The 21,236-nt window shown below is 63.2% G+C and carries 20 protein-coding genes and 1 tRNA gene; 12 read left to right on the top strand and 9 right to left on the bottom strand.

The annotated features are described in order from the left end of the window. Positions 1-216 precede the first annotated feature (216 nt). From VGH98_24470 to VGH98_24420, 11 genes are all read left to right on the top strand, one after another. Positions 217-289, top strand: a tRNA-Asn gene (locus VGH98_24470). A 51-nt stretch (positions 290-340) separates the two neighbouring features. Beyond that, the gene (locus tag VGH98_24465) at positions 341-1,186 is read left to right on the top strand and encodes a nitrilase-related carbon-nitrogen hydrolase (protein HEY2379158.1); all 846 of its coding nucleotides are present in this window, start codon (positions 341-343) and stop codon (positions 1,184-1,186) included. Positions 1,187-1,266: 80 nt separating this feature from the next. Further along, complete coding sequence (locus VGH98_24460) at positions 1,267-1,524, top strand: hypothetical protein (protein ID HEY2379157.1); 258 nt, start codon at positions 1,267-1,269, stop codon at positions 1,522-1,524. A 21-nt stretch (positions 1,525-1,545) separates the two neighbouring features. Continuing rightward, positions 1,546-3,303, top strand: a complete 1,758-nt coding sequence (locus VGH98_24455; protein HEY2379156.1) for a sodium:solute symporter family protein — start codon at positions 1,546-1,548, stop codon at positions 3,301-3,303. A gap of 118 nt (positions 3,304-3,421) precedes the next feature. After that, positions 3,422-3,721 carry a hypothetical protein gene (locus VGH98_24450; GenBank protein ID HEY2379155.1) on the top strand — a complete coding sequence of 100 codons (300 nt, stop codon included), beginning with the start codon at positions 3,422-3,424 and terminating at the stop codon, positions 3,719-3,721. A gap of 98 nt (positions 3,722-3,819) precedes the next feature. After that, a complete protein-coding gene (locus VGH98_24445; GenBank protein ID HEY2379154.1) occupies positions 3,820-4,503 on the top strand; it encodes a M23 family metallopeptidase in 684 nt (227 codons plus the stop codon). Positions 4,504-4,589: 86 nt separating this feature from the next. Then, positions 4,590-4,991, top strand: coding sequence for a hypothetical protein (locus VGH98_24440; GenBank protein ID HEY2379153.1), 402 nt, complete (start codon positions 4,590-4,592; stop codon positions 4,989-4,991). 355 nt (positions 4,992-5,346) lie between these two features. After that, positions 5,347-6,225: a sugar phosphate isomerase/epimerase gene (locus VGH98_24435; GenBank protein HEY2379152.1), complete on the top strand. Its 879-nt coding sequence runs from the start codon at positions 5,347-5,349 to the stop codon at positions 6,223-6,225. A gap of 30 nt (positions 6,226-6,255) precedes the next feature. Continuing rightward, positions 6,256-7,995, top strand: a complete 1,740-nt coding sequence (locus tag VGH98_24430; GenBank protein ID HEY2379151.1) for a GMC family oxidoreductase — start codon at positions 6,256-6,258, stop codon at positions 7,993-7,995. Positions 7,996-8,055: 60 nt separating this feature from the next. Next, positions 8,056-8,661: a gluconate 2-dehydrogenase subunit 3 family protein gene (locus tag VGH98_24425; protein ID HEY2379150.1), complete on the top strand. Its 606-nt coding sequence runs from the start codon at positions 8,056-8,058 to the stop codon at positions 8,659-8,661. Positions 8,662-8,741: 80 nt separating this feature from the next. Then, positions 8,742-9,992: a Gfo/Idh/MocA family oxidoreductase gene (locus VGH98_24420; GenBank protein HEY2379149.1), complete on the top strand. Its 1,251-nt coding sequence runs from the start codon at positions 8,742-8,744 to the stop codon at positions 9,990-9,992. A 65-nt stretch (positions 9,993-10,057) separates the two neighbouring features. Here VGH98_24420 and VGH98_24415 read toward each other — a convergent pair whose 3' ends face one another. Next, a complete protein-coding gene (locus tag VGH98_24415) occupies positions 10,058-11,395 on the bottom strand; it encodes a Gfo/Idh/MocA family oxidoreductase (GenBank protein HEY2379148.1) in 1,338 nt (445 codons plus the stop codon). Positions 11,396-11,451: 56 nt separating this feature from the next. Further along, entirely contained in the window at positions 11,452-12,150 is a 699-nt protein-coding gene (locus VGH98_24410) for a class I SAM-dependent methyltransferase (protein ID HEY2379147.1), read from the bottom strand. 106 nt (positions 12,151-12,256) lie between these two features. Here VGH98_24410 and VGH98_24405 point away from each other — a divergent pair, with 106 nt between their 5' ends. Beyond that, positions 12,257-12,763, top strand: a complete 507-nt coding sequence (locus tag VGH98_24405) for a hypothetical protein (GenBank protein HEY2379146.1) — start codon at positions 12,257-12,259, stop codon at positions 12,761-12,763. Between the two features lie 273 nt (positions 12,764-13,036). Here the strand turns inward: VGH98_24405 and VGH98_24400 are convergent, their stop codons facing one another. The 7 genes from VGH98_24400 to VGH98_24370 form a co-directional block, all read right to left on the bottom strand. After that, positions 13,037-14,329: an MFS transporter gene (locus VGH98_24400; GenBank protein HEY2379145.1), complete on the bottom strand. Its 1,293-nt coding sequence runs from the start codon at positions 14,327-14,329 to the stop codon at positions 13,037-13,039. Continuing rightward, positions 14,326-15,057: a DUF1080 domain-containing protein gene (locus VGH98_24395; protein HEY2379144.1), complete on the bottom strand. Its 732-nt coding sequence runs from the start codon at positions 15,055-15,057 to the stop codon at positions 14,326-14,328. The genes VGH98_24400 and VGH98_24395 overlap by 4 nt, the downstream gene beginning before the upstream one ends. Before the next feature lie 74 nt (positions 15,058-15,131). Beyond that, positions 15,132-15,656 carry a hypothetical protein gene (locus tag VGH98_24390; GenBank protein HEY2379143.1) on the bottom strand — a complete coding sequence of 175 codons (525 nt, stop codon included), beginning with the start codon at positions 15,654-15,656 and terminating at the stop codon, positions 15,132-15,134. Continuing rightward, positions 15,653-16,432 (bottom strand): DUF3108 domain-containing protein, encoded by a 780-nt coding sequence (locus VGH98_24385; GenBank protein HEY2379142.1) that lies wholly within the window; start codon positions 16,430-16,432, stop codon positions 15,653-15,655. Before VGH98_24385 ends, VGH98_24390 begins: the two co-directional genes overlap by 4 nt. 105 nt (positions 16,433-16,537) lie before the next feature. Continuing rightward, positions 16,538-18,391: an ABC transporter ATP-binding protein gene (locus VGH98_24380; GenBank protein ID HEY2379141.1), complete on the bottom strand. Its 1,854-nt coding sequence runs from the start codon at positions 18,389-18,391 to the stop codon at positions 16,538-16,540. A 362-nt stretch (positions 18,392-18,753) separates the two neighbouring features. Then, positions 18,754-20,070 (bottom strand): conjugal transfer protein TraF, encoded by a 1,317-nt coding sequence (gene traF / locus VGH98_24375; GenBank protein HEY2379140.1) that lies wholly within the window; start codon positions 20,068-20,070, stop codon positions 18,754-18,756. A 3-nt stretch (positions 20,071-20,073) separates the two neighbouring features. Beyond that, positions 20,074-21,192 carry a hypothetical protein gene (locus VGH98_24370; protein ID HEY2379139.1) on the bottom strand — a complete coding sequence of 373 codons (1,119 nt, stop codon included), beginning with the start codon at positions 21,190-21,192 and terminating at the stop codon, positions 20,074-20,076. Positions 21,193-21,236 lie beyond the last annotated feature (44 nt).

Below are 21,236 nucleotides of genomic sequence, written 5' to 3'. Positions count from 1 at the left end.
GGCCGTACACTTCCACCGCTGCACATCCCAAGAGTCGCTCGGAATCGCGCGCAACCAGAAACGTCTCGATGTGGTTCTCGACTCCGGCGACCGGGAGCGCCGCCGCCTTGAGCAGCGACACGATGTCGGGCAGATCACTCGGTGTTGCGGTGACGATGTTCATTGACACGCCTAATCTATCGTGTTTTGTTTGGGTTTCCTCGGCGTCTATCCTTTTGGGGTGTAGGTCAACTGGCAGACCGCCCGGCTGTTAACCGGGAAGTTGGAGGTTCGAGTCCTCCCGCCCCAGTTTTTTCGCCGCAGCATTCGTCGCACGACGCACCCTCCTCGAGGAGTCGCAGTGCCGGAGTTCACTTCCCCCGAATCCGGTACATCCGCCGCGCCGCCACTGCGCGTTGCGCTCGGCGAGTACGACACCGGTTGGCACGATCCCGACACATCATTACGACGCGCACGTGACGTGATCGCGGGCGCAGCGCGGTTGCGCGCGCGAGTCGTCGTACTACCCGAGATGTGTTCGACGGGCTTCACGATGGAAGGCACCCGGTGGGCGGAGGCACTTACGCCGGAGAAAGGCGCGAGCGGCGCGCTCGCGGCTGCCGCGCGGGAGCACCGTGTATGGGTGCTCGCGGGACTCGCAGTGCGTGAAACAACGCCCGCGCGTTTGGTGAACGCCGCGGTGCTCTTCGATCCCGCGGGAAGCATCGCTGCGATCTATCGCAAGCAGCGGCTCTTCGCGTACGCGGGCGAACACGAGGTCTACGCACCAGGCGATGGACCCGTTGTGGTGACGATCGAAGGGGCACGCGTCGGGCTTTTCATCTGCTTCGATCTTCGTTTCCCCGAACTGTTCCGCGCGGTGGCACCGGATGTGGACGCGGTGCTCCTCGTCGCCAATTGGCCGGACCGTCGCCGCGCACACTGGGACGTGCTGACGCGCGCACGGGCGATCGAGAATCAGTGCTACGTGGTTGCGGTCAATCGCACGGGGATCGGTGACGGCGTCGAATACGACGGCGGATCGGTGGCGTACGATCCGTGGGGTGAGCCGGTCGGCATCGGCGGCGGCGTCAACGCGCCGAGGGTGGTCGACATCGATCCGGCGCGGGTTAAGTTGGTGCGCGCGCGATATCCGTTCCTGCGCGAGCTCGAAGCGGCCCGCGAGACGCAGGTCGAGTTCCAGTAAGACTCTTCGTCGTTAGGCCAATCTCGAAGTCCTCGAAGTCCCGGTAGCTTCGACGCAGGAAGCTCCCACCAACACGCACCGTGACCGTCGGCGAAACGCTCGTCTTTTTCCGCGATACGCGCGTCTTCGAGTGCACGCTCTGTTTTCGCGTTGCCGAGTTGATCGGCTTCGAGCGCGACGAGCTGCACTGGGAGGCATTCTGGAGCGTGCGCGTCGACGGCGTGCTCTTTGGATCGCTGCAGCTGCTCGACTGCCAGGAGCGCGCGAGCGAGGTCGAGCAACGCGTTGTGCACTGGTACCGGAGCGAGCGAATCCGTCGCACCAGTCCCGAGGTCTAACCCTCACAATGCCGAGGTGACATGGACATCGTACGCCAGGCCCACCTCGCCCCGATCGACTACGTCGTGATGGCGGTGTACTTCGCCGCTGTCCTCGCGGTCGGCTGGCTGCTGCGGCGTCTGATGCGCACGAGCACGGACTTCTTTCTCTCCGGCCGGTCGCTGCCGCCGTGGGTCACGGGGCTCGCATTTATTTCCGCGAATCTGGGCGCGCAGGAGGTCCTGGGGATGGGGGCGTCCGGCGCGAAGTATGGCATTGCGACGAGCCATTTCTACTGGATCGGCGCAATCCCGGCGATGGTGTTCGTCGGCCTGTTCATGATGCCGTTTTACTATGGATCGCGCGCGCGCTCCGTCCCCGAATACCTGAAGATGCGCTTCGATGAGAAGACGCGAACATTGAATGCGGTGTCGTTCGCGGTCATGACGGTCTTCTCGTCCGGCATCTCGATGTACGCGCTTGGCAAGTTGCTGAACCTGCTCCTCGGTTGGAGCTTCGACGCGAGTATCATCGTTGCCGCGATCATCGTCCTCGTCTACATCCTGTTGGGCGGCCTTACGAGCGCCATTTATAACGAAGTGCTTCAGTTTTTCCTCATCGTATTCGGTTTCCTGCCGCTGGTGTATCTCGGGTTGACGGCCGTCGGCGGGTGGCACGGCCTCTCGACACAACTCGCCGCGCTGTCTACGTCGCGCGGGTTCGCCCCTGACGCGTACACGCACGCCTGGCGCACGATGGGGAGCGCGTCGCAGAATCCCATCGGCGTCGAATGGTTCGGGCTCGTCATGGGACTCGGATTCGTGCTGTCGTTCGGCTACTGGTGTACGGACTTCCTCGTCGTGCAGCGCGCGATGGCCGCCGAGTCGATGACGGCGGCACGGCGAACGCCGCTCATCGCCGCGTTCCCGAAGATGTTCTTCCCATTTCTTGTCATTCTCCCGGGAATGATCGCGCTGGTGCTGAGCGGTACGCACGGCATCGGTCAGGGTTTGATTCCCGCGAAGCTGACCGCGGCCGGTGCGCCGCTCCTCGATGGCGCCGGACATCCGGTGCTCGACTATGATCTCGCGACGCCAATGCTGCTGATGCGTCTCTTCCCGACAGGGATGCTCGGCCTTGGCCTAACGGCGCTGCTCGCATCCTTCATGTCGGGCATGGCGGGGAACGTCACCGCATTCAATACGGTGTGGACGTACGACATCTACCAGGCGCATATCCGGAAAGGCGCGTCCGACTCGCACTATCTCTGGATGGGCCGCGCGGCGACGGTCGCGGGCATCGTGCTCGCGATCGCGGCCGCATACGTCGCGAGCGCCTTCAATAACATCATGGATCTGTTGCAGCTTGTCTTTGCCTTTGTGAATGCGCCCCTGTTCGCCACCTTTTTCCTCGGCATGTTCTGGCGTCGCAGCACGGGACACGGCGCGTTCACTGGACTGCTCTGCGGCACGTTAGGCGCCGCAGTCCATCATGGGCTCACGTTGCCGGCGGGCGCGGTGCCAGGCATCAAGGGCGGTTACCTCGGCGTCATTCACATGTATCCGAGTGAGATGTCGCAGACGTTCTGGACCGCGATCACCGCTTGGCTGACGTGCACTGTGGTGACGATCGTCGTCAGTCTCGCGACGCAACCGCGCCCGGACAAGGAGCTTCATGGTCTCGTCTATGCACTCACGCCACGTCCACGCGACAATGAGCGCCACTTCTGGCAGCGGCCGATGACACTCGGCGGGATCGTGTTGGTGATGACGTTGTTACTGAACTTTGTATTCTTTTGACCATGTCATCCTGAGCGAAGCGAAGGATCTAGCGTCCCTTCTTGGAAGCAACCATCTAGGCAAGAACAGTAGATCCTTCGTCGCTTCGCTCCTCAGGATGACAACAACCTGAGAACCCATGTCCGGCGCTGCGTCTCTCGATCTTCGACTTCCCATTGGCGGGCTTTTCACCGCGCTCGGCATCGTCATCGGCGGCTACGGCATCGCGACGAACGGCAACGCGATGTACGAGACATCCCTCGACATCAACATCAATCTCTGGTGGGGGATCGTCATGCTCGTCGTGGGGCTGATTATGCTCGCGATGGGAATGCGGGCAACGCGACGTCACCATCCCTCCGGCGCGGTGGAAGCGGCGGACTCTCCGATGGGTCGCGCCACCGAGAGTCGCGAGCACACGACGGGTCTGGAGAGCTGAGTTCGGCGCGATTCTGGCATAGTCGAGATCTCGGCCAGTCGGCGGGGAATAGTCATTCCCGCTGTGTCGCATGCTGAACAGCTGCCGGGATTCCGACAATGCGTTGGCGTTTGCTCACTGCCTTCCCTTGGCTCCTGTCGTTAGGCTGCAAGGTCGTGATCGAGCACGCCTCGGACAGCGCGCGTGACACGACCCCGACCGACACGACGATCGTGTTGAGTGCGACGCGTCCAGCGCCGGAGTCCGTCTCCGTGACGCCGCGCACGACGCTCTCGCCTGGCGAGATTGCGGACTCGGTTGCGCTGCCGCCGTCCTCGTCGGATCTCGCGACCTTGAGCGCGGAGCTGATCATCCCCGTGCCCGGCGTGCAACCGTCCGAGCTCCGTGACACCTTCAACGAACGCCGCGGTGGAGGATCGCGGAAGCACGAGGCGCTCGACATTCTCGCGCCGGGGAGGACGCCAGTCGTTTCGGCGTCGGATGGCCGAATTCTGAAGCTGCACAATAGCGTCGATGGCGGCCTCATGGTTTACGCCGCCGACGCGAGCGACCGATTCGTCCTGATGTATGCGCACCTCGACCACTATGCGGACGGCATGCGCGACGGACTCCCCTTGCGGCAGGGTGAAGTGATCGGCTATGTGGGGACGACGGGGGATGCCCCCGCGAACACGCCGCACCTGCACTTCGCGATCGCGCATCCCAAGGACGTGAAGCTGTGGTGGACGGGCGAAGCGATCGATCCGTGGCCGTTGCTCCAACGGTCAATTGCGCCGCGGTAATTGAATCCAGATCCTGAGTGGGCCGCGTAGGGAAGCGCACCGACGCCGGCGCAACTCCGAGGGCACACGCAGTCGAGGACCGTCCAATGTGGTCGTGGATCTCTCACTCGATATTTCATGGCGCGCTTCGCGATCGCGAAGCGATGCTCCTCGTCTACGCGGGCGGCGTCGCGCTCTTCGTCGGTAGCGTCAGTGCGTGGCTCGGCGCGCATTTCGGGGCCAAGCGAGCCGTGCGGCGAGCGTTCCGCGATCGAATCGAGATTCCGTCGCTCGTGACCGAGGTCCGCTACGATGAGCTCTCACGAGCAATCGACGCGATCGCGCTCGAGATCGAGCGTCTCTCGGAGGCACAGCGCTTCGCCGCAAAGATGCTCGTCGAGCGTGGAGCAACTGGCGCACTGAGCGCGCCAACGGTGGCGGTCGCGGCGCCGACAGTGACGGCGGTGGCGATCCCGAGGCGGGAGGCGGAGGCGATCACGCCGCATTAGCTGATCTGGCTGTTCTGCGTCGTGGTCCATGGCCGGTCACCGGCGGCGCAGCTATCAACAGACTGTGAACGGACAAAGCCGGACAACTGCGACAAAGCCGGACAAATCAAGAGGGCGTTTAACGATCTCTTGAAGGAGTCGCTCGCGTTTTTTTGCAGTGTCCGGCTTTGTCCGCGCGTGTCCGGCCTTGTCCGTGTTAAACAGCCGTTGATTCTCGCTGCGTCAGGGGCCAACGACGGTCTGGGATGCGGAACTGCTGATCCTCGCCGCTTTTGGGATGAGGGCTACACCTTCCCATCCCCGCCTCACAAGTTCATACTTTCGCGACCTTGTACCCTCCACGGGAGCGCTTGCGATGTCCGATTCCACGGATCGACGCACATTTCTCGCGACACTTGGTGCCGCCGCATTGACTCTGGCCGCGCGACCGCAGCCGGGGCGAGTCGAGGAGCTTTCACTCCAGCTCGGTAGCCGGAAGTTGAAGAAAGTCGGCCTGCAACTCTACACCGTCCGCGACGCGATGGCGAAGGACGTGCCGGGAACGCTCGAACGCGTGGCACAGATCGGTTACAAGGAAGTGGAGTTCGCCGGCTACTTCAACCACTCGCCTAACGAGATCCGCGAGATGGTGGCGAAGTACAAGCTCACGGCGCCGTCGTCGCACGTCCCGTATCCCGCGGACCACGCGGCGTGGGAGAAGACCGTCGACGAGGCGAAGATCGCCGGCCATCAATACGTGACCATCGCGTGGACGCCGGAAGAGAAGCGGAAAGGGCCGGACGCCTACAAGCACGTCGCCGACGATTTCAACAAGGCGGGCGCGGTCGCGAAGAAGGCGGGTCTTCAGTTCGCCTATCACAACCACGACTACGAGCTCGCGTCCACGGGCGAAGGCGCGTTGCCGCTCGACGTGCTCTTCGAGAGCACGGATCCCGCGCTCGTGACTTTCGAGATGGACCTCTACTGGATGGTCCACGGCGGCGCCGATCCGCTCGCGTACATGAAGAAGTATCCGGGACGCGTATCGATGGTGCACGTCAAGGACGCGAAGGCTGATCCGGAACACACGATGACGGCAGTCGGCCAGGGGTCGATCGACTTCCCGAAGATCTTCGCCTACGACGCCGCGCACGGCTCGCACATCAAGCACGCGTTCGTCGAGCACGATCAGCCGGCGGATCCGTTCGCGTCGATCACGACGAGCTATGAGTATTTGGCGAAGATGAATTACTAAAGGTGGCCGGTAGCTGGTGGCTGGTGGTTGGTGCTCGGTGTTACACCGGACACCAATGACCAGCGACCAAGCACCAACAACCTCAAGGAGATCTCGCTCGTGTATGACGTCTGTATAGTCGGTTCTGGCGCGGGCGGCGGGATGGCTGCGTACGCGCTCACGAAAGCGGGCGCGAACGTCGTGTTGCTCGAGGCCGGACCGTCGTGGTTCGCCTCGCGCGATTCGAAGATGCTCATGCCGTCGTACGCGTCGCCAAGGCGTGGGGCGTCGACCAAGACGCGTCCCTTCGGCGAGTTCGATGCCTGCGACGGGGGTTGGGAGATCGAAGGCGAGCCCTACACGGTCGCTCCCGGATCCAAGTTCATGTGGTGGCGCGCCCGCATGCTTGGCGGACGCACGAATCACTGGGGACGCATCTCGCTCCGCTTTGGCCCGAGGGATTTCCAGGGGAAGACACGCGATGGACTCGGGGAAGACTGGCCGATCGGTTACGACGACGTCGCGCCGTACTACGACCGCGTCGACCGGCTGATCGGGCTCTTCGGCAGTCACGAGAATTTGCCTAACGAACCGAACGGCATCTTCCAGCCGCCACCGAAGCCGCGCTGTTACGAACTGCTCGTCAAGAAGGCCTCGGACAAGTTGAACGTGACCTGTATCCCGGCGCGCCTTTCGATCATCACCCAACCATTGAACGGGCGCCTCAAGTGTCACTATTGCGGCCAGTGCAACCGCGGCTGCGGCGTGAAGGCGAACTTCTCGAGCCCTGATGTCCTCATCGCCCCGGCCTTGGCGACGAAGCGCCTAACGCTGCTGACGAGCTCGATGGTGCGCGAAGTGACGGTCGGGAAGGACGGCCTGGCGACGGGCGTCTCGTATATCGACAAGCGCACGGGTGAGGACAAGCACGTCGAGGCGCGGATCGTCGTCCTCTCGGCGAGCGCGTGCGAGACGTCGCGCCTTCTCCTGAACTCGAAGTCGTCGTTCTTCCCGCAGGGTCTCGCCAACGGCAGCGGTACGGTTGGCAAGTATCTCACCGATACGACGGGCACCGACCTCGCCGGGTTCATCCCGGCGATGGCGGATCACGTCACGCATAACGAGGATGGCGTCGGCGGGATGCACCTCTACATGCCCTGGTGGTTGGATAACTCGAAACTCGACTTCCCGCGCGGCTACCACATCGAAGTGTGGGGCGGTCTGTATCAGCCGAGTGCCGGGTTCATGGGCGGGATCGAGCGGTACCCGGGCGGTGGCGGGTATGGCAAGCAGCTGAAGCAGGATTATCGCAAGTATTACGGCGCGACGATCGGCTTCTCCGGACGCGGCGAGATGATACCCAACGACGAATCGTATCTCGAGATCGACCCGAATGTCGTGGATCGTTGGGGGATACCCGTCGCGCGGTTCCACTGGGGTTGGACCGATCACGAGTTCAACCAGGTGAAGCACATGCACGAGACTTTCCGCGCGCTCCTCACCGAGATGGGCGGGGAGATCTTCTCACCGATGCCGACGAAGGAGCAGGGATACAACATCTCGACGGGTGGTCAGATCATCCACGAGCTCGGTGGCGCACGGATGGGAAGCGATCCGAAGACATCGGTCGTGAACGCGAATTGTCAGGCGCACGAGTGCAAGAACCTCTTCGTCGCGGATGGGTCGCCGTTCGTGTCGCAGGCGGACAAGAATCCGACGTGGACGATCCTCGCGCTCTCGTGGCGGACCGCGGACTACATCGCGAGTCAGAGGAAGGAAGGGGCCTTGTAGGCTGTCATCCCGAATGAAGCATTTGGCACGGACGAACGTTGTTGAATGGCAGGAGAGAATATGACGGATGTGAATCGACGAGATGCATTGAAAGCTCTGGCGCTCACTCCATTGGCGGCCTCGATAGGAGTTGCCCCGAAACACCTCGAGCGTGTCGTCCGCGCTATGGAGAAGCTCGAGGCCACCGGAGCACCAGCCGCGCCGGCCTTCTTCACCGCACACGAATGGGCCGCCGTTAGGCTCCTCGTCGACTACATCATTCCGCGCGACGAGCGCTCGGGCAGCGCGACCGACGCGAAAGTCCCGGAGTTCATGGACTTCCTTCTCGCCGATAAGGATGCCACGGTGACACAGAAGACGTCGATCCAGGGCGGCCTCGCCTGGCTCGACAACGAATGTCAGCATCGCTTCTCGAAGATCTTCGTCACCGCAACCGACACGCAGCGGCGGCAGGTGCTCGACGACATCGCCTGGCCGAAGAAGGCGCGACCCGAGATGCATCACGGCGTCCTGTTCTTCAGCCACTTCCGCGATCTCACGGCGTCCGGCTTCTACTCGACGCAGATGGGCTGGCAGGACGTCCAGTACAAGGGGAACGTCGCGCTGCCGGCATGGAACGGGTGCCCGCCCGAGGCGCTCGCGAAGCTTGGAGTCAGTTATTCGTAGTTGGCGGTTGGTGATTGGTGATTGGCGAGCGTGCCAACACTGCAACTAACCACCATCCACCAACAACCAATCACCAGCGCATGCCCTCCAGACAACCGTTAGGTGTCGGCTTCATCGGCTCGGGATTCAACGCGAAGTTCCACATGCTCGGCTGGACAGGCATCCGCGACGGCGACGTGCGCGGCGTCTGGAGCCCGAACCGGAAGAACGCCGCTGCCGCCGCGGCGTACGCGAAACAGCTCGACATCGGTGACTGCAAGCCCCACAAGACGATCACCGACATGGTCGCCGATCCTGCGATCGAGGCGATCTGGCTCACCGGGCCGAACCACTCCCGCGTCGAGAACGTCGAGGAAATCGTCAACGCATATAAGAGCGGCAAGGGTGATCTGAAGGGCATCGCCTGCGAGAAGCCGCTCGCGCGGAACGTCGCCGAAGCGAAGCAGGTGCGGGACCTCGTCAAGAGCGTCGGCCTCGCGACCGGCTACCTCGAGAATCAGGCCTTCGCGCCACACGTCGAGCGTGGACGCATGCTCCTGTGGGCACGCGGTGCGGCGACGACGGGGCGTCCCTACCTCGCGCGCGCCGCGGAAGAGCACAGCGGGCCGCACACGCCGTGGTTCTGGCAAGGCCGCCTGCAAGGTGGCGGCGTCCTCAACGACATGATGTGCCATTCGGCGTTGGTCGTTAGGCACCTCCTCACGAAACCCGGCGAGTCGCTCTCGACCGTGAAGCCCGTACGCGTCACCGGCCACATCGCCAGCCTCAAGTGGACACGTCCCGAGTACGCGGCGAAGCTCAAGAAACAGATGGGCAGTGACGTCGACTATACAAAATCGCCAAGCGAGGATTTTGCGAGCGTTCTCATCGAGTTTCAAACAGCCGACGGCGCAGTTGTGTTAGGCGAGGCATCGACGTCCTGGAGTTTCGTCGGGGCCGGCCTGCGCCTCTCGGCCGAGCTCCTTGGCCCCGAGTACTCGATGCAGTGGAACTCGCTCGACTCGGGACTCCATCTCTTCTTCAGCCGCGAAGTGAAGGGGAAGGCCGGCGAGGATCTCGTCGAGAAGCAGAACGCGGAAATGGGCTTGATGCCCGTTGTGCCGAGCGAGGCCGTCGCGTACGGCTACGAGGCCGAGGACCGGCACTTCTGCCGCGTCTTCCAGGGCACGGCGGATCCACTGCTGACTTTCGACGACGGCATCGAAGTCGTGAAGATGCTCATGACGGCGTATCAGAGCGCCGAACAGGGGAAGACGTTGTCATTCCCGCCAAAGGGTATTGATCAATTTGTGCCCGCGGTCGCGAAGGGAGAGTGGAAGGGTAGAGGGTAGAGGGCAGAGGGTCAACGCCGCTACCTCTACCCTCTACCACCTTCTACCCTCCACGCTCCACCCGACTAGAGTTTCCACCCCTCCCGGTACTCCGGCTTGATGAGATCCTCTGGAACGGTCGATCCGAACGATCCATTTGCCGGATTCACATCGACTCGCCCGAGCTTCAGCGCGAGGTCGCCTAACAAGACCATCTCTGTCAAAGGCGCCGCGTGGCCGGGGAAGTTCGAGCCCGGTTGCGTGCCGCCGCGAATCGCGTCAACCCACTCCTGGTAGACGCTTTTCACGCGCGGATACTTCACCGCCGGCGGGTGGGCCATCAACTCGTTATGCTTTTTCTCGTCGGACAGGTGTGGGTTCTCGCCATACGTGCCCGCGATCATCGTCCCCTTGTCGCCGATCCAGAGTTGGCCGCTCGAGTCGAAAGGCCATGGGCGCTCCCACGTCCAATCGTGCGGCTTTGGCGGGACGATGTTGCCGTCGCGCCAATTTACGATCACTGGGCCGCGACCAGCTGCAGCCGGGAACTCGTACGTGATTCGGGACGCCTTCGGCGCGGTCTCCGGGAAGGTCTGCGACGTCTCGGCGGTGATGCGCGTCGGATAGCGGAGCTGGAGCGTCCAGAAGCACGCGTCCATGATGTGGCAGGCCATGTCGCCTAACGCGCCGGTCCCGAAATCCCAATAGCCGCGCCAGTTGAATGGTGCGTACGACGGATGATACGGACGCGTCGGCGCGGGGCCGAGCCAGAGCTCCCAGTCGAGCGTCGACGGGACGTGATGCATCTCGGTCGGGCGGAGCATCCCCTGCGGCCAGATCGGGCGGTTGGTCCAGAGCTCGATGGTGTGGACGTTGCCGATCGCGCCCGCCTCGACCCACTCGCGGATCTGACGTGTCCCTTCGCCCGCGTGTCCCTGATTGCCCATCTGCGTGGCCTGCTTGGGACGGCGCGCCGCCTCGGCGGCAAGCTGCCGCGCTTCCCAGATCGTGCGCGTGAGCGGCTTCTGCGTGTAGACGTGTTTTCCCGCTTTGAGTGCCGCCATCGCCGCCATCGCGTGCGAGTGGTCGGGAATCGTGACCGTGACCGCGTCGATGTTACGAGCTTCTTTATCGAGCATCTCGCGGTAGTCCTTGTAGCGCTTCGCCTTGGGAAAGGCATTAAAGCTGTCGGCGGCGTTCTTCTCGTCGACGTCGCACAGCGCGTAGATCGTCTCGATCGCGCCCATGCCGCGCACGTCGCTCGCACCCATTCCGCCGACGCCGATGCAGGCGACGTTGAGCTTGTCGGAGGGCGCGACGTGGCGACGCCCGAGGACGTGTGAGGGGACGATGGTGAAGGCGGCGGTCGTCGAGGCGACTTCGCCGACGAAGGAGCGGCGGGTTATCGGATCATCGTTAGGCATCGGGTCTCTCGCTGTTTCGACTGGACGGTGAGAGATACTCCCTGAATAGCCGGGCATCAAGGCAGCGCCGGCGGAACGAGTCCGATCGCGCTAATCCACCCTCTCGATTCCTCCTCGATCACCCGGACATCGACGTAGCCAGCGTCGACGAGCAGTTGGCGGTGCTGTTCGGGCGTGAGGTACGATGCGCGCAGGACGAGCGTCATGGTGGGACGGTATAACCAATCGTTCTTTCGGCCTCGATAGGTCTCGGCGATGATCAGGAACGTCCCGCCGGGCTTGAGCACGCGCATCACCTCGCGCACGTCGCGCGGCAAGTCGGGCCAGTAGTAATGCGTCTCCACCGCGGTGACGAGATCGAACGTCGCGTCCGGGAATGGCTGCCGTGAGACATTCGCCTGCTGAATGTCGACACGCCCCTCCGCGATCCATCGCTGGTTCGTCTCGCGCGCCGAGGCGACGCTCGCTTCGGAGTAGTCGACGCCGTAGATCTTCCCGCGCGTCGCGATCGACGCGAGGCGGTCGATCGTGCGCCCGCCGCCGCATCCGATGTCGAGGATCGTGAAGTCGTCCCTGATCTGGACATGGCTCAGACCCCACGCGGTCACCGCGGCGTGACTGAGGTTCATGCGCTGCAGCACGACGCGACCGGCGCGGTCGGAAGGTTTGCGGCACTGGCGCGATGCGCGGATCATGAGGAGACCACCGGCGGCGGCGCCGGCGAGCACTCCGACAACGGGTGCGAGAACTGTCACGTGTGGTATGATGGCGACGATGTGATGCGGTCCGATGAGCAGGGCATTAATCTAGGGTCGTTCAACGTCCCGCCGGGCTATCTCGACCCTCACCCATTCGCGAATCATGAACATTGCTCGTCTTACGACTGTCCTCGCCTGCGCCCTCCTCATTCCCGCGTCGCGTGCCGCGTCACAGGCGATGGGCCAGACGATCAACGGCATCTCGTGCGATGCGCAGGAAGGCCAGCGCATTCACATCCATCAACACCTCGCGATTTTCGATCACGGCAAAGCGATGACGATCCCGCAGTTCATCGGCATCCCGCGCGAGTCGCGCTGCATCTACTGGCTGCACACCCACACGCCGGACGGCATCATTCACATCGAGGCGCCGATGGATCGCTCGTTCACGCTCGGCGACTTCTTCGCGGTGTGGGGTCAACCGCTCGACCGCACGCACGCTGCCGGTGCGTCGACGAAGAAGAGCCAATCGATGCGTGTGTGGCTCAACGGCAAGCCGTACTCGGGGAATCCGGCGACGATCCCGCTCACCGCGCACGCCGACATCGTCATTCAGGTCGGCCCGCCATTCACGAAGCCGGTCCCGTACACGAAATGGGGAGCGCTCTGAGGCGATCCCGAGCGAGGGGAAGGATCCCTGTCGACTCAACCCATTCGCAGTGCAGCTCTCAACAGCTGTTACCACGGACACAGCCGGACACGACGGACAAAGCCGGACAAAACCAAAGAGCGCGGAACGAACTTTTCATAAGATCGTCAACCTTCTCTTGTTTGTCCGGCTTTGTCCGTTGTGTCCGGCTGTGTCCGCGTTCAAGCAGTGGATGATTGCCTCAAGAGGGCCGCCGACGGTCTGGGACGAGGTCTCGAGCAGATTCGAGTCGTCTTATCTCCCCGCTGGCGTCGCCGCCTCCGCGCGGGCCGTGGGACCAGCTCCCGCACCAGCAGCAACCGGCTTCACTTCCGCTTCTCGATCGTGGAACGCGAGCGCGAAGAAGATCAGGATCACGAGCGCGAACGCCGACGGCAGAATCCAGAAGCTCCGCCACTGATCCAGCGTGAGTGCCGGGGCCGTTCCGAGGAAGCGGTTGTAGACCATGTTCCCGGCGACGTACGCACCAATCAACATCCCGACACCGTATGTCACGAAGACGAAGAAGCCCTGCGCCTGGCCGCGGATCGCGGGCGTGGACTTTTTGTCGACGTAAATCATGCCCGTCACGAAGAAGAAGTCGTAGCAGATCCCGTGGAGCAGGATGCCTAACGCGATCATCCAGTAGATCGCGCTCGGCGCCGCGGCGGCAAACAGCGCGTACCGAAGCACCCACGCGGCCATGCCGGCCATGAGCATCTTCTTCACGCCCCAGCGCGCGAACATCAACGGCATCGCGAGCATGAAGAGCATCTCGCTCATCTGCCCCAGCGACTGCGTCGCGGTGATGTTCTGCACCTTCGCGCCCACGAGGTAGAGCTGCGTGAAGTTGTAATACGCGGCGAGCGGGATGCAGATCAGGAGCGCGCTGGCGATGAAGACATAGAACGACTTGCTGCCGAGTTGCTTGAACGCGTCGAGACCAATGATGCTGCGCGCCGACACGTGCTGTCCGCGCGCCGGTGCCGGCGTGTGCGGAAGAGACAGGCTGAACGCGGCGAGCAGGAAGCTCGCGACCGCCGCTGCGTAGATGGGTAGCGCCGTTTCCTCCGCCTTGAGGCCGTTGGCGAAGTGCACGAGCACGTAGTCGATGAACAGCCCCGCGATGATCCAGCCGATCGTTCCCCAGACGCGGATCTTCGGGAAGTCCTTCTCCTGGTCGGGAATGTGATGGAAGCCTAACGAGCTCGACAAGCCAAGCGTCGGCATGTAGCAGAGGTTGTACAGGAGCAGGAGTCCGATGAACAACCCGGGATTATTGGACGTGCTCGGAACGGCGAGAAGGACAACGCCGCCGATGAGATGCAGAAGACCGAATACGCGCTCGGTGGCGAAGAACCGATCTGCCACCAGTCCGACGAAGAATGGCGCGACGATCGCGGCAAGCGGATTCACCGTGAATGGCCAGAACGTGAGTCGCTCCATCCCCACCTTCGCCATGTACACACCGATCATCGTGTACCACGCCCCCCAGATGAAGAACTGGAGGAACATCATCACCGAAAGGCGCGTCCGGATTCCTCTCATGGAAGCACCTTGATTTTGATGTTGCGGAGCGCGAGCGCTCCATCGTGGTCGCCCTGAATGCCGATGTACCCCTCCGTCGCCTTGCCGTAGTTCGGGTAGTCCTTGAACTTGCTCGAATCCACGCGTGCCGTCCAATCTTTACTGCCTAACGTGTATGTCACCATCTTGTGGCCGTTGAGCCAGTGCTCGACGTGATCGCCGTTGACGACGATGCGCGTGTGGTTCCATTGGCCAGCCGGATGCAGGTAGCCTTTCGGCGACGCATAGACCGCGTAAGCCGACGCCGCCGCCGTTAGGCGGCTCTTGCCGTCGACGTGCCCCTTGTCGTCAAGGAGCTGATACTCGGGCCCGCTCCAGTAGATGTGATCGTACTCCTCGGTGCCCCGATAGAAAATGCCGGCGTTGCCTTTCGGCGCGATCTTCCAGTCGACCTGGAGATCGAAGTTGGCATACTTGTCGGTGGTGATGATGTCGTCGGTGCCGACATCCTTGGTGAGCGTGCCGTTGGCGATGTGCCACGCCGACGGGACCGACTGCGACTTGTAACCGCGCCAGCCGTTCAGCGTGGTGCCGTCGAAAAGGAGCTTCCACCCGGTCGCCTTCTCGGCGTCGGTGAGGGTGTTGGCCTGAGCTCGAGGGTGGCCGGCCGGTACTTGGGCATAGGCGCCCGCGGCCGCGAAGACAATGGCGCTCGAAAGCGCGGCGAAGCGAATCGGACGATGAGGCATCTGCGGAGGGGAGAGGGTGGGCCTAACCTGCTCAGGAGAAGGGGCGCCTGCAAGCCCTCCGGCCTGCCAGAGGGCTATAGGCCCTTCTTCTTGTTCACCGCCGCAACGAACCGCCGCGCGTCGTCCGGGCGGAAACTTTCCAGAAGCTTCCGGCCGTTGAATTTAGTATTCGATAACAACCGCGGCTGTTTGTTGCCGTTGACGTCGAGGACGATCGCGCCATCCTCGTACTTCGCGTCGCGCACGTCGGACAGGGGATACGTCATCTGCTGCCCCAGCGCGGACTGCACCGTGCGCTTCACCATGCGCTCGATCGAGCCGCCGAAGCCCGAATCGGTGTGCGTGGTATCGGTCTCCTGACGCACCTTATTCATCGTCTTCTCCGACAGTCGCACGATGATCTGCTGGCCGACGACTGCCATCTCGACGCTGCTGTCCTCGTTCACGATGCGCACGTCGCCGGGGCCGAGCGTCACTGCACTGTCACGGTGCGCGATGTTGCCCTGAACCTGGGCGCTGCCGCCATCGGCGTCATGTCTGCCGCATGCCATCGCCGCCAGGACGGCCACGCCGATCCACACCGAAGTCGAACGTCTCATTCTCGCACTCCTCCGCGGTTGATGTCCTTGAGCTCGAGTTGCAGCGTGCCAAAGGGTAGCCCCGACTTCATACGAAGCATCAGTCGGAGCGAATCGTTCGAGAACCAGATTTCCGCGTTGCTGTGCTGAGAGAAGATGCCGTTCGTCTTGATCGAAGGCCTAACGACAATCGCGTCGAACTCGCCGGCCGGCACCTTGATCCGCTCTTTCCGTACGACTTCCAGCCGAACGGGGTTCCGATCGGGACGAAAGTAGCGATTGAACTCGTACGTCTGGCCGAGATCGAGCGACAATGTGCGGACGAAGTAAATGAAGGACCCGTCGTCGAGAGGCAGGCTGACGCTCGGCTCCTCCGGTTTGCCGTTTTCGCTAAATGTCGCTTTCTCCGGGTACATCTCGTATGTACGCTCCCGCTCGTAGGGGCCCTCGTCGATCTTCTGCCTGTAGCGCAGCGACACCATCGTCGTCGTGTCGAACCAGCTCTCGTAATGGTCGTTTACTCTATAGAACGGGATTCCGCCGTGGACGTCGAAGACGGTGTGGTACGCCGTGTGTCCACGGACGGTGTCGATGCCGACGACACTCATCGTCCCTGTGCCGGCGTGAAGGAAGTTGACCTTCGCGTTGTAGGTCAGCTTCTCGCCAACGGCAAACGGCCTGCCTTCGGCGTTAGGCTCCGCAGGCGGCGCCAACGGATGAACAACCTCCGCTCGTGCGGCGCCAAAGCCGAGAGCGACGACTGTGCAAAGGGCAAGTACTGAGATCGATCGCAGCATAACTCGAATCTAGCGCTGGGGCTGCTGCTTAGAAGTGACGCGGAAGACGCACCAATCTTCATACCCCGCGAAGTGGTGAAGATCTCGCTCTGCCGCGTTTCGTACTCAGCGGACCTTGACCTGCTCCCTCGGCGAGGGCGGCACGGGAATGAAATCCTCCCCCGGATTGATGAACCGATCGCGCTCGGCGCCGTACTGCTTGTCGTACAGCTGGCGATAACGACCGCCGAGGGCGAGGAGCTCGCGGTGCGTACCGCGCTCGACCACGATGCCGTTGTCGAGGACGAGAATCTGATCCGCGCTCTCGATCGTCGACAGACGATGCGCGATGACGAACGTCGTGCGTCCGCGACGCAGCGAGCGGAGTCCGTCGCGGATCAGGGCCTCGCTCTCGCTGTCGAGGCTCGACGTCGCTTCGTCGAGAATGAGAATTCGTGGATCAGCCAGGATCGCGCGCGCGATCGCGATGCGCTGGCGCTGCCCGCCCGATAGCTTCACACCGCGCTCACCAACGATGGTCTCGTACTTGTTCTCGAACTTCTCCGCGAATTCGTCGACGTGGGCAATGCGAGCGACGGCGCGCACCTCCTCGTTCGTCGCGCCCGGTTTCGCGTAGATGATGTTCTCCCGGATCGTGCCGTCGAAGAGGAAGTTGTCCTGCATAACGGCGCCGAGCTGCCCCCGATAATCGTGGAGTCGCGCGGTCTCGAGATCGTGCCCGTCGACGATGACGCGACCGCTCTTGGGATGCGTGAACGCCATCACGAGGTTGATGAGCGTGCTCTTACCAGAGCCACTCGGCCCTACGAGCGCCGTCGTGGAGCCGGCTTCGGCCTCGAATGTGACGTGCTTGAGCACGGGCACGCCCGGGTTGTACTCGAAGCTGACGTCCTCGAACTTCACCTCGCCGAGGACGTCCGACAGCGGCGCTTTCCCCGCGTCCGCCTGGTCTTCGGTTGGTGTCTGCATGATCTCGCGAATGCGATCGAGCCCCGCGAACGCCTCGCTGACCTGCGTGCCGATCGACGCCATCTGCACGAGCGGCGCCGCCATCAGCCCGACGAAGAAGATGTACATGATGAAATCGCCGAGCGTCATCTGGTGGGCGAGGATCGCGCGTCCACCGACGATGATCATCACGACGCCGATGAGCCCAACGATGACCGACGCGCCCGCGCCCACGGCCGATGTCCCCGTGATCGTCTTCGCCACGTTCCGGAACAGCTTGTGGACACCCTTGGCGAAGACCAACCGCTCGCGCCGCTCGGCCACGTAGACCTTTACGAGTCGCACGCCACCGAGGCTTTCGGCGAGGCGACCAGTGACTTCGGCGTTGATGATGCTCCGCTCGCGGAACAGCGGCCGCAGACGCTTGAACGCAATCGCCATCATGCCACCGAACGCCGCAAGGACCACGATCGTGAGAGCAGTGAGCTTCCAGTTCAGCCAGACCAGGATGCCCAGCGCGAGCACAGCCGTGATCAAGCTGCCGACGAGCTGAATGAGCCCTGTTCCGACGATGTTGCGCACGCCCTCGGCGTCGCTCATCACGCGCGAGATGAGGACGCCGGTCTTGGTCGAATCGAAATAGGAGACGGGCAGTCGGAGAACGTGCTCCTGGACCCGCTTGCGCATCTCGGTGATCGCGCGCTGTGCGGCGACGCTGACGACCTGAGAGTTCGCGAATCCTGTTGCGGCCTGGATGAGCGTCGCGAGCGCCGCCGCGCCGGCGAGGGGCATGAGCAACTGTGCGTGCCCTTTACCGATGACGTCGTCGATGAGGAACTTGGAGGTCCATGGAAGCACCAGCCCGGCGACGCGATTGATCAGCATGAGGGTCATGCCGATCGTAAGGGATCCGCGGTGCTCGCGAATGAGCTGGCGAGTCTCGGCCCAGGCGCGGGCAGTGTCGACTTTCTTCTTTTGGGGAGCAGTTACGGCAGCAGCGGGCGCAGTCATCCGGCAGGAAACGCGTTTGGGGTGAGCCGCAATATATCCGGCGGACGGGCAGGGCGGGGACTGCCTGAAGGGGCGCGTCGAAAAAGGCGCGTCGAAAAAGGCGCGTCGAGGGGAGCGCGTCGAGAGGGGCGCGTCGAGAGGGGCGCGTCGAGAGGGGCGCGTCGAGAGGAGCGCGTCGAGAGGGGCGCGTCGAGAGGAGCGCGTCGAGGGGAGCGCGTCGAAACTGCGACTAGACAAGGAAATCGGGCGCCGCGTTGCGCGCGCGTTACAGAATTCGCAAAACGCCCCTTTCGACGCGCCGTATTCGACGCGCCGTATTCGACGCGCCCCTCCCGACGCGCGCCCTTCTACTCTACCGAGTCTTACTGCCCAATCGAGACCGTCAGCGCGCCGGACGGGTATTGCCCGTACTCGGTCTTCCGCGCCGCGATCCCCGCATTGAGATGGAAGAATGCCACCTCGAGACCCGCGCCAGCCGAGGCCACGTAGCCGCCGCTGATCATCGAGAGGCCAGCGCGAATTGGAAGGAAGGGGATGATCCTGAGCTCCGCACCCGCGCCGACGTGCGTGCGCTCCGCAAGGTGCATCCCGTCGCCGAGATTCTGGCGGACGTCCGCCATCGCCGTGAGGAAGGGAAGGACCTTCATCGACACCCCGATGTTGAGCGACGGCGTAAAGCGCATCGCGGCCACCTCGGCGCTCAGCGCGTCGGAGCGGGCGCGCAGCGAATCGGGCACCGACGCCATCGACATCACGTCGAAATTCGTCGTCCGCGTGGCGGCGCTGAAGACCGCGTTGCCCGGGCGGAAGTACATCTCGTTCACGTTCCATTTGAACGTGTTGACGAGATTCTGAATCGTTGCGCCAGCGGCGAAAGGACCAAACTCCCAGGCCGCGCCGACGTCGAGGCCGACACCCTTTCCGCGCTGCGGCATACCATTGAGTGAGGTGTCCGACTGGATGATCGGGAACTGCACGTCGAGCGCGAGGGGACTCGCGGCGAGCTGCGAGCCAGCGTCCTGACCGATCAAGAGGGCGTTGCCGACGATGTACTTCACGGTTGCGCCGAACGCGAAATGTTGTGTGAGCGGACCGAGGCCGATGTCAACGGATTGCCCGAAGCTCGCCGCCGCGGTCGTCACCACCGCCGCTTCGGTGCGGGAGCCGGTGAAGTTCATGTCCCGCGGCGTGCCGGTCTGCGTGGAGTTTCCGTACAGAAGCACTTCGACGGCGTCCGGATTGAGCTTGCCGCGCTCGTAGGCATTCGTGGCCAGCTGGAAGGCAAACGGTCCGACGCTCAACGCGAAGGATCCAGTGCCTTCTGCATCGACCTTCTGACCGCCTTGCGCCCGCACGCGCGACATCCAGTTCGCGAGCACGGCATTCGGAACGACGGCGCCACTGTACTTTGCCAGATCGCTCATCGAGATCGGATCCATTCCTGCATCGCCCCGTCCCGCGAACGCGAACGACAGGAGCGGATTCTCCGGCATGCCGAGTCCCGCTGGATTCCAGTTGACGGCGTTGAAGCCGCGAGCGAGCGCGGTGTAGTTGTCGCCTAACGCGAGGGAGGCCGCGCTGGCGCTCGCGAGCTGCGCGCGTGCCTTGGGCGCGAACGTCGCCGCGGCGAGCAATGCAACGAGTGCCGGCCGGGTGATCGCGATGTGATAGCGTGTCATGGCTCAGCTCTCCGTCGTGCTCAGGGTGATCTGGAAAGTGCTCGTGACTCGGAGGACTTGCGTCGGCGTCAGCGTCACCGAACCTGATGGTGAGTTGACGCTCCCCGACACGGTGAGGTCCGCGGTATGGCCGAGCAGTGACCTCAGCTCGGCGGCCGTGAGTGGCACGTCGAGCGTTTGCGTCGCGGCCGTCGTGAGTGGGATCGATTTGACGATTTGCGCGCCGCCGGGAACGCTGAACGTTGCCGTGAGCGTTCCCTGAACTCCGAACGGACTGTCGATGTTCAGGTGGAGTGCGCCGCCCTGCACACGATTGACGATCGATTGATCGCTCACCGAGCTCAGGTCGACTGTCGTCTGCGCGGCATTGATGGTTTGATTGCTCATCTGCACCTGCGCCTGACTGAGCGCAATCGGCGCCGGCTGAATGGCGACCGAGAAGCTCTGGCTGGTGTTGATCGTCACCGGGTCGCCCTGCGGTGAGTTGAGCGTCAAGTAAACTTCGACAGGCGTCGCGCTCGTGATCGAAAGGGAGCCGCCGCCGACGTTGAGCGGGAGCGGCCGCTGTAACGTCGCGCCATTCTTGCCGATGCCGAGCGTGGATCCGTCGACCGAGTCGAGGGCGACGAGCGTCGCCCCATTCATGACTCTGATCACGAAGTAGCCATAGGGAGCGCCGGCAGCGCTCGGACGGATCGGATCGAACGAGAAGTTGTTCGTGATGGTGTAGGTGAAGCCACCGCTCACGATCGTTGCCGCGACGAGATCGGTCGGGAGTGCGACCGCGGTCGAGTCGCTGATCGAGAACGCCGGCTTCGGCACCGTCATGCCATTTGCCGCCGTGCACGCGCCGCAGACCTGTCCGAGCGAGCGGCTGATCGCCGCCGGCGCCGCCACGCTCAGTGCGAAGACGGGTTGTCCGCCCGACGTGGAGACGGTGATCTCGCCACTCTTCGGCAGCAGCTCGCTGACGCTGACGCGAGTGCTGTCCCCCGGAATTACCCATGTCTGGTCCCAGATGGGGAGCTTGGTCGGTACCTCGCACGCGCTCACGACGGCGAGGAAGACGATCGACAAGCGCGCGCTCATTCGCGCCGCCTGGGCAACGACTTGGTTGTGCATGAAAGGGCTCCGGGATGGTTCGAGAGGCACGTTGGCCTGGCCGG

The organism is Gemmatimonadaceae bacterium (assembly GCA_036496605.1).
GTDB lineage: Bacteria > Gemmatimonadota > Gemmatimonadetes > Gemmatimonadales > Gemmatimonadaceae > AG2.
This window is presented reverse-complemented; position numbering and strand designations above follow the sequence as displayed.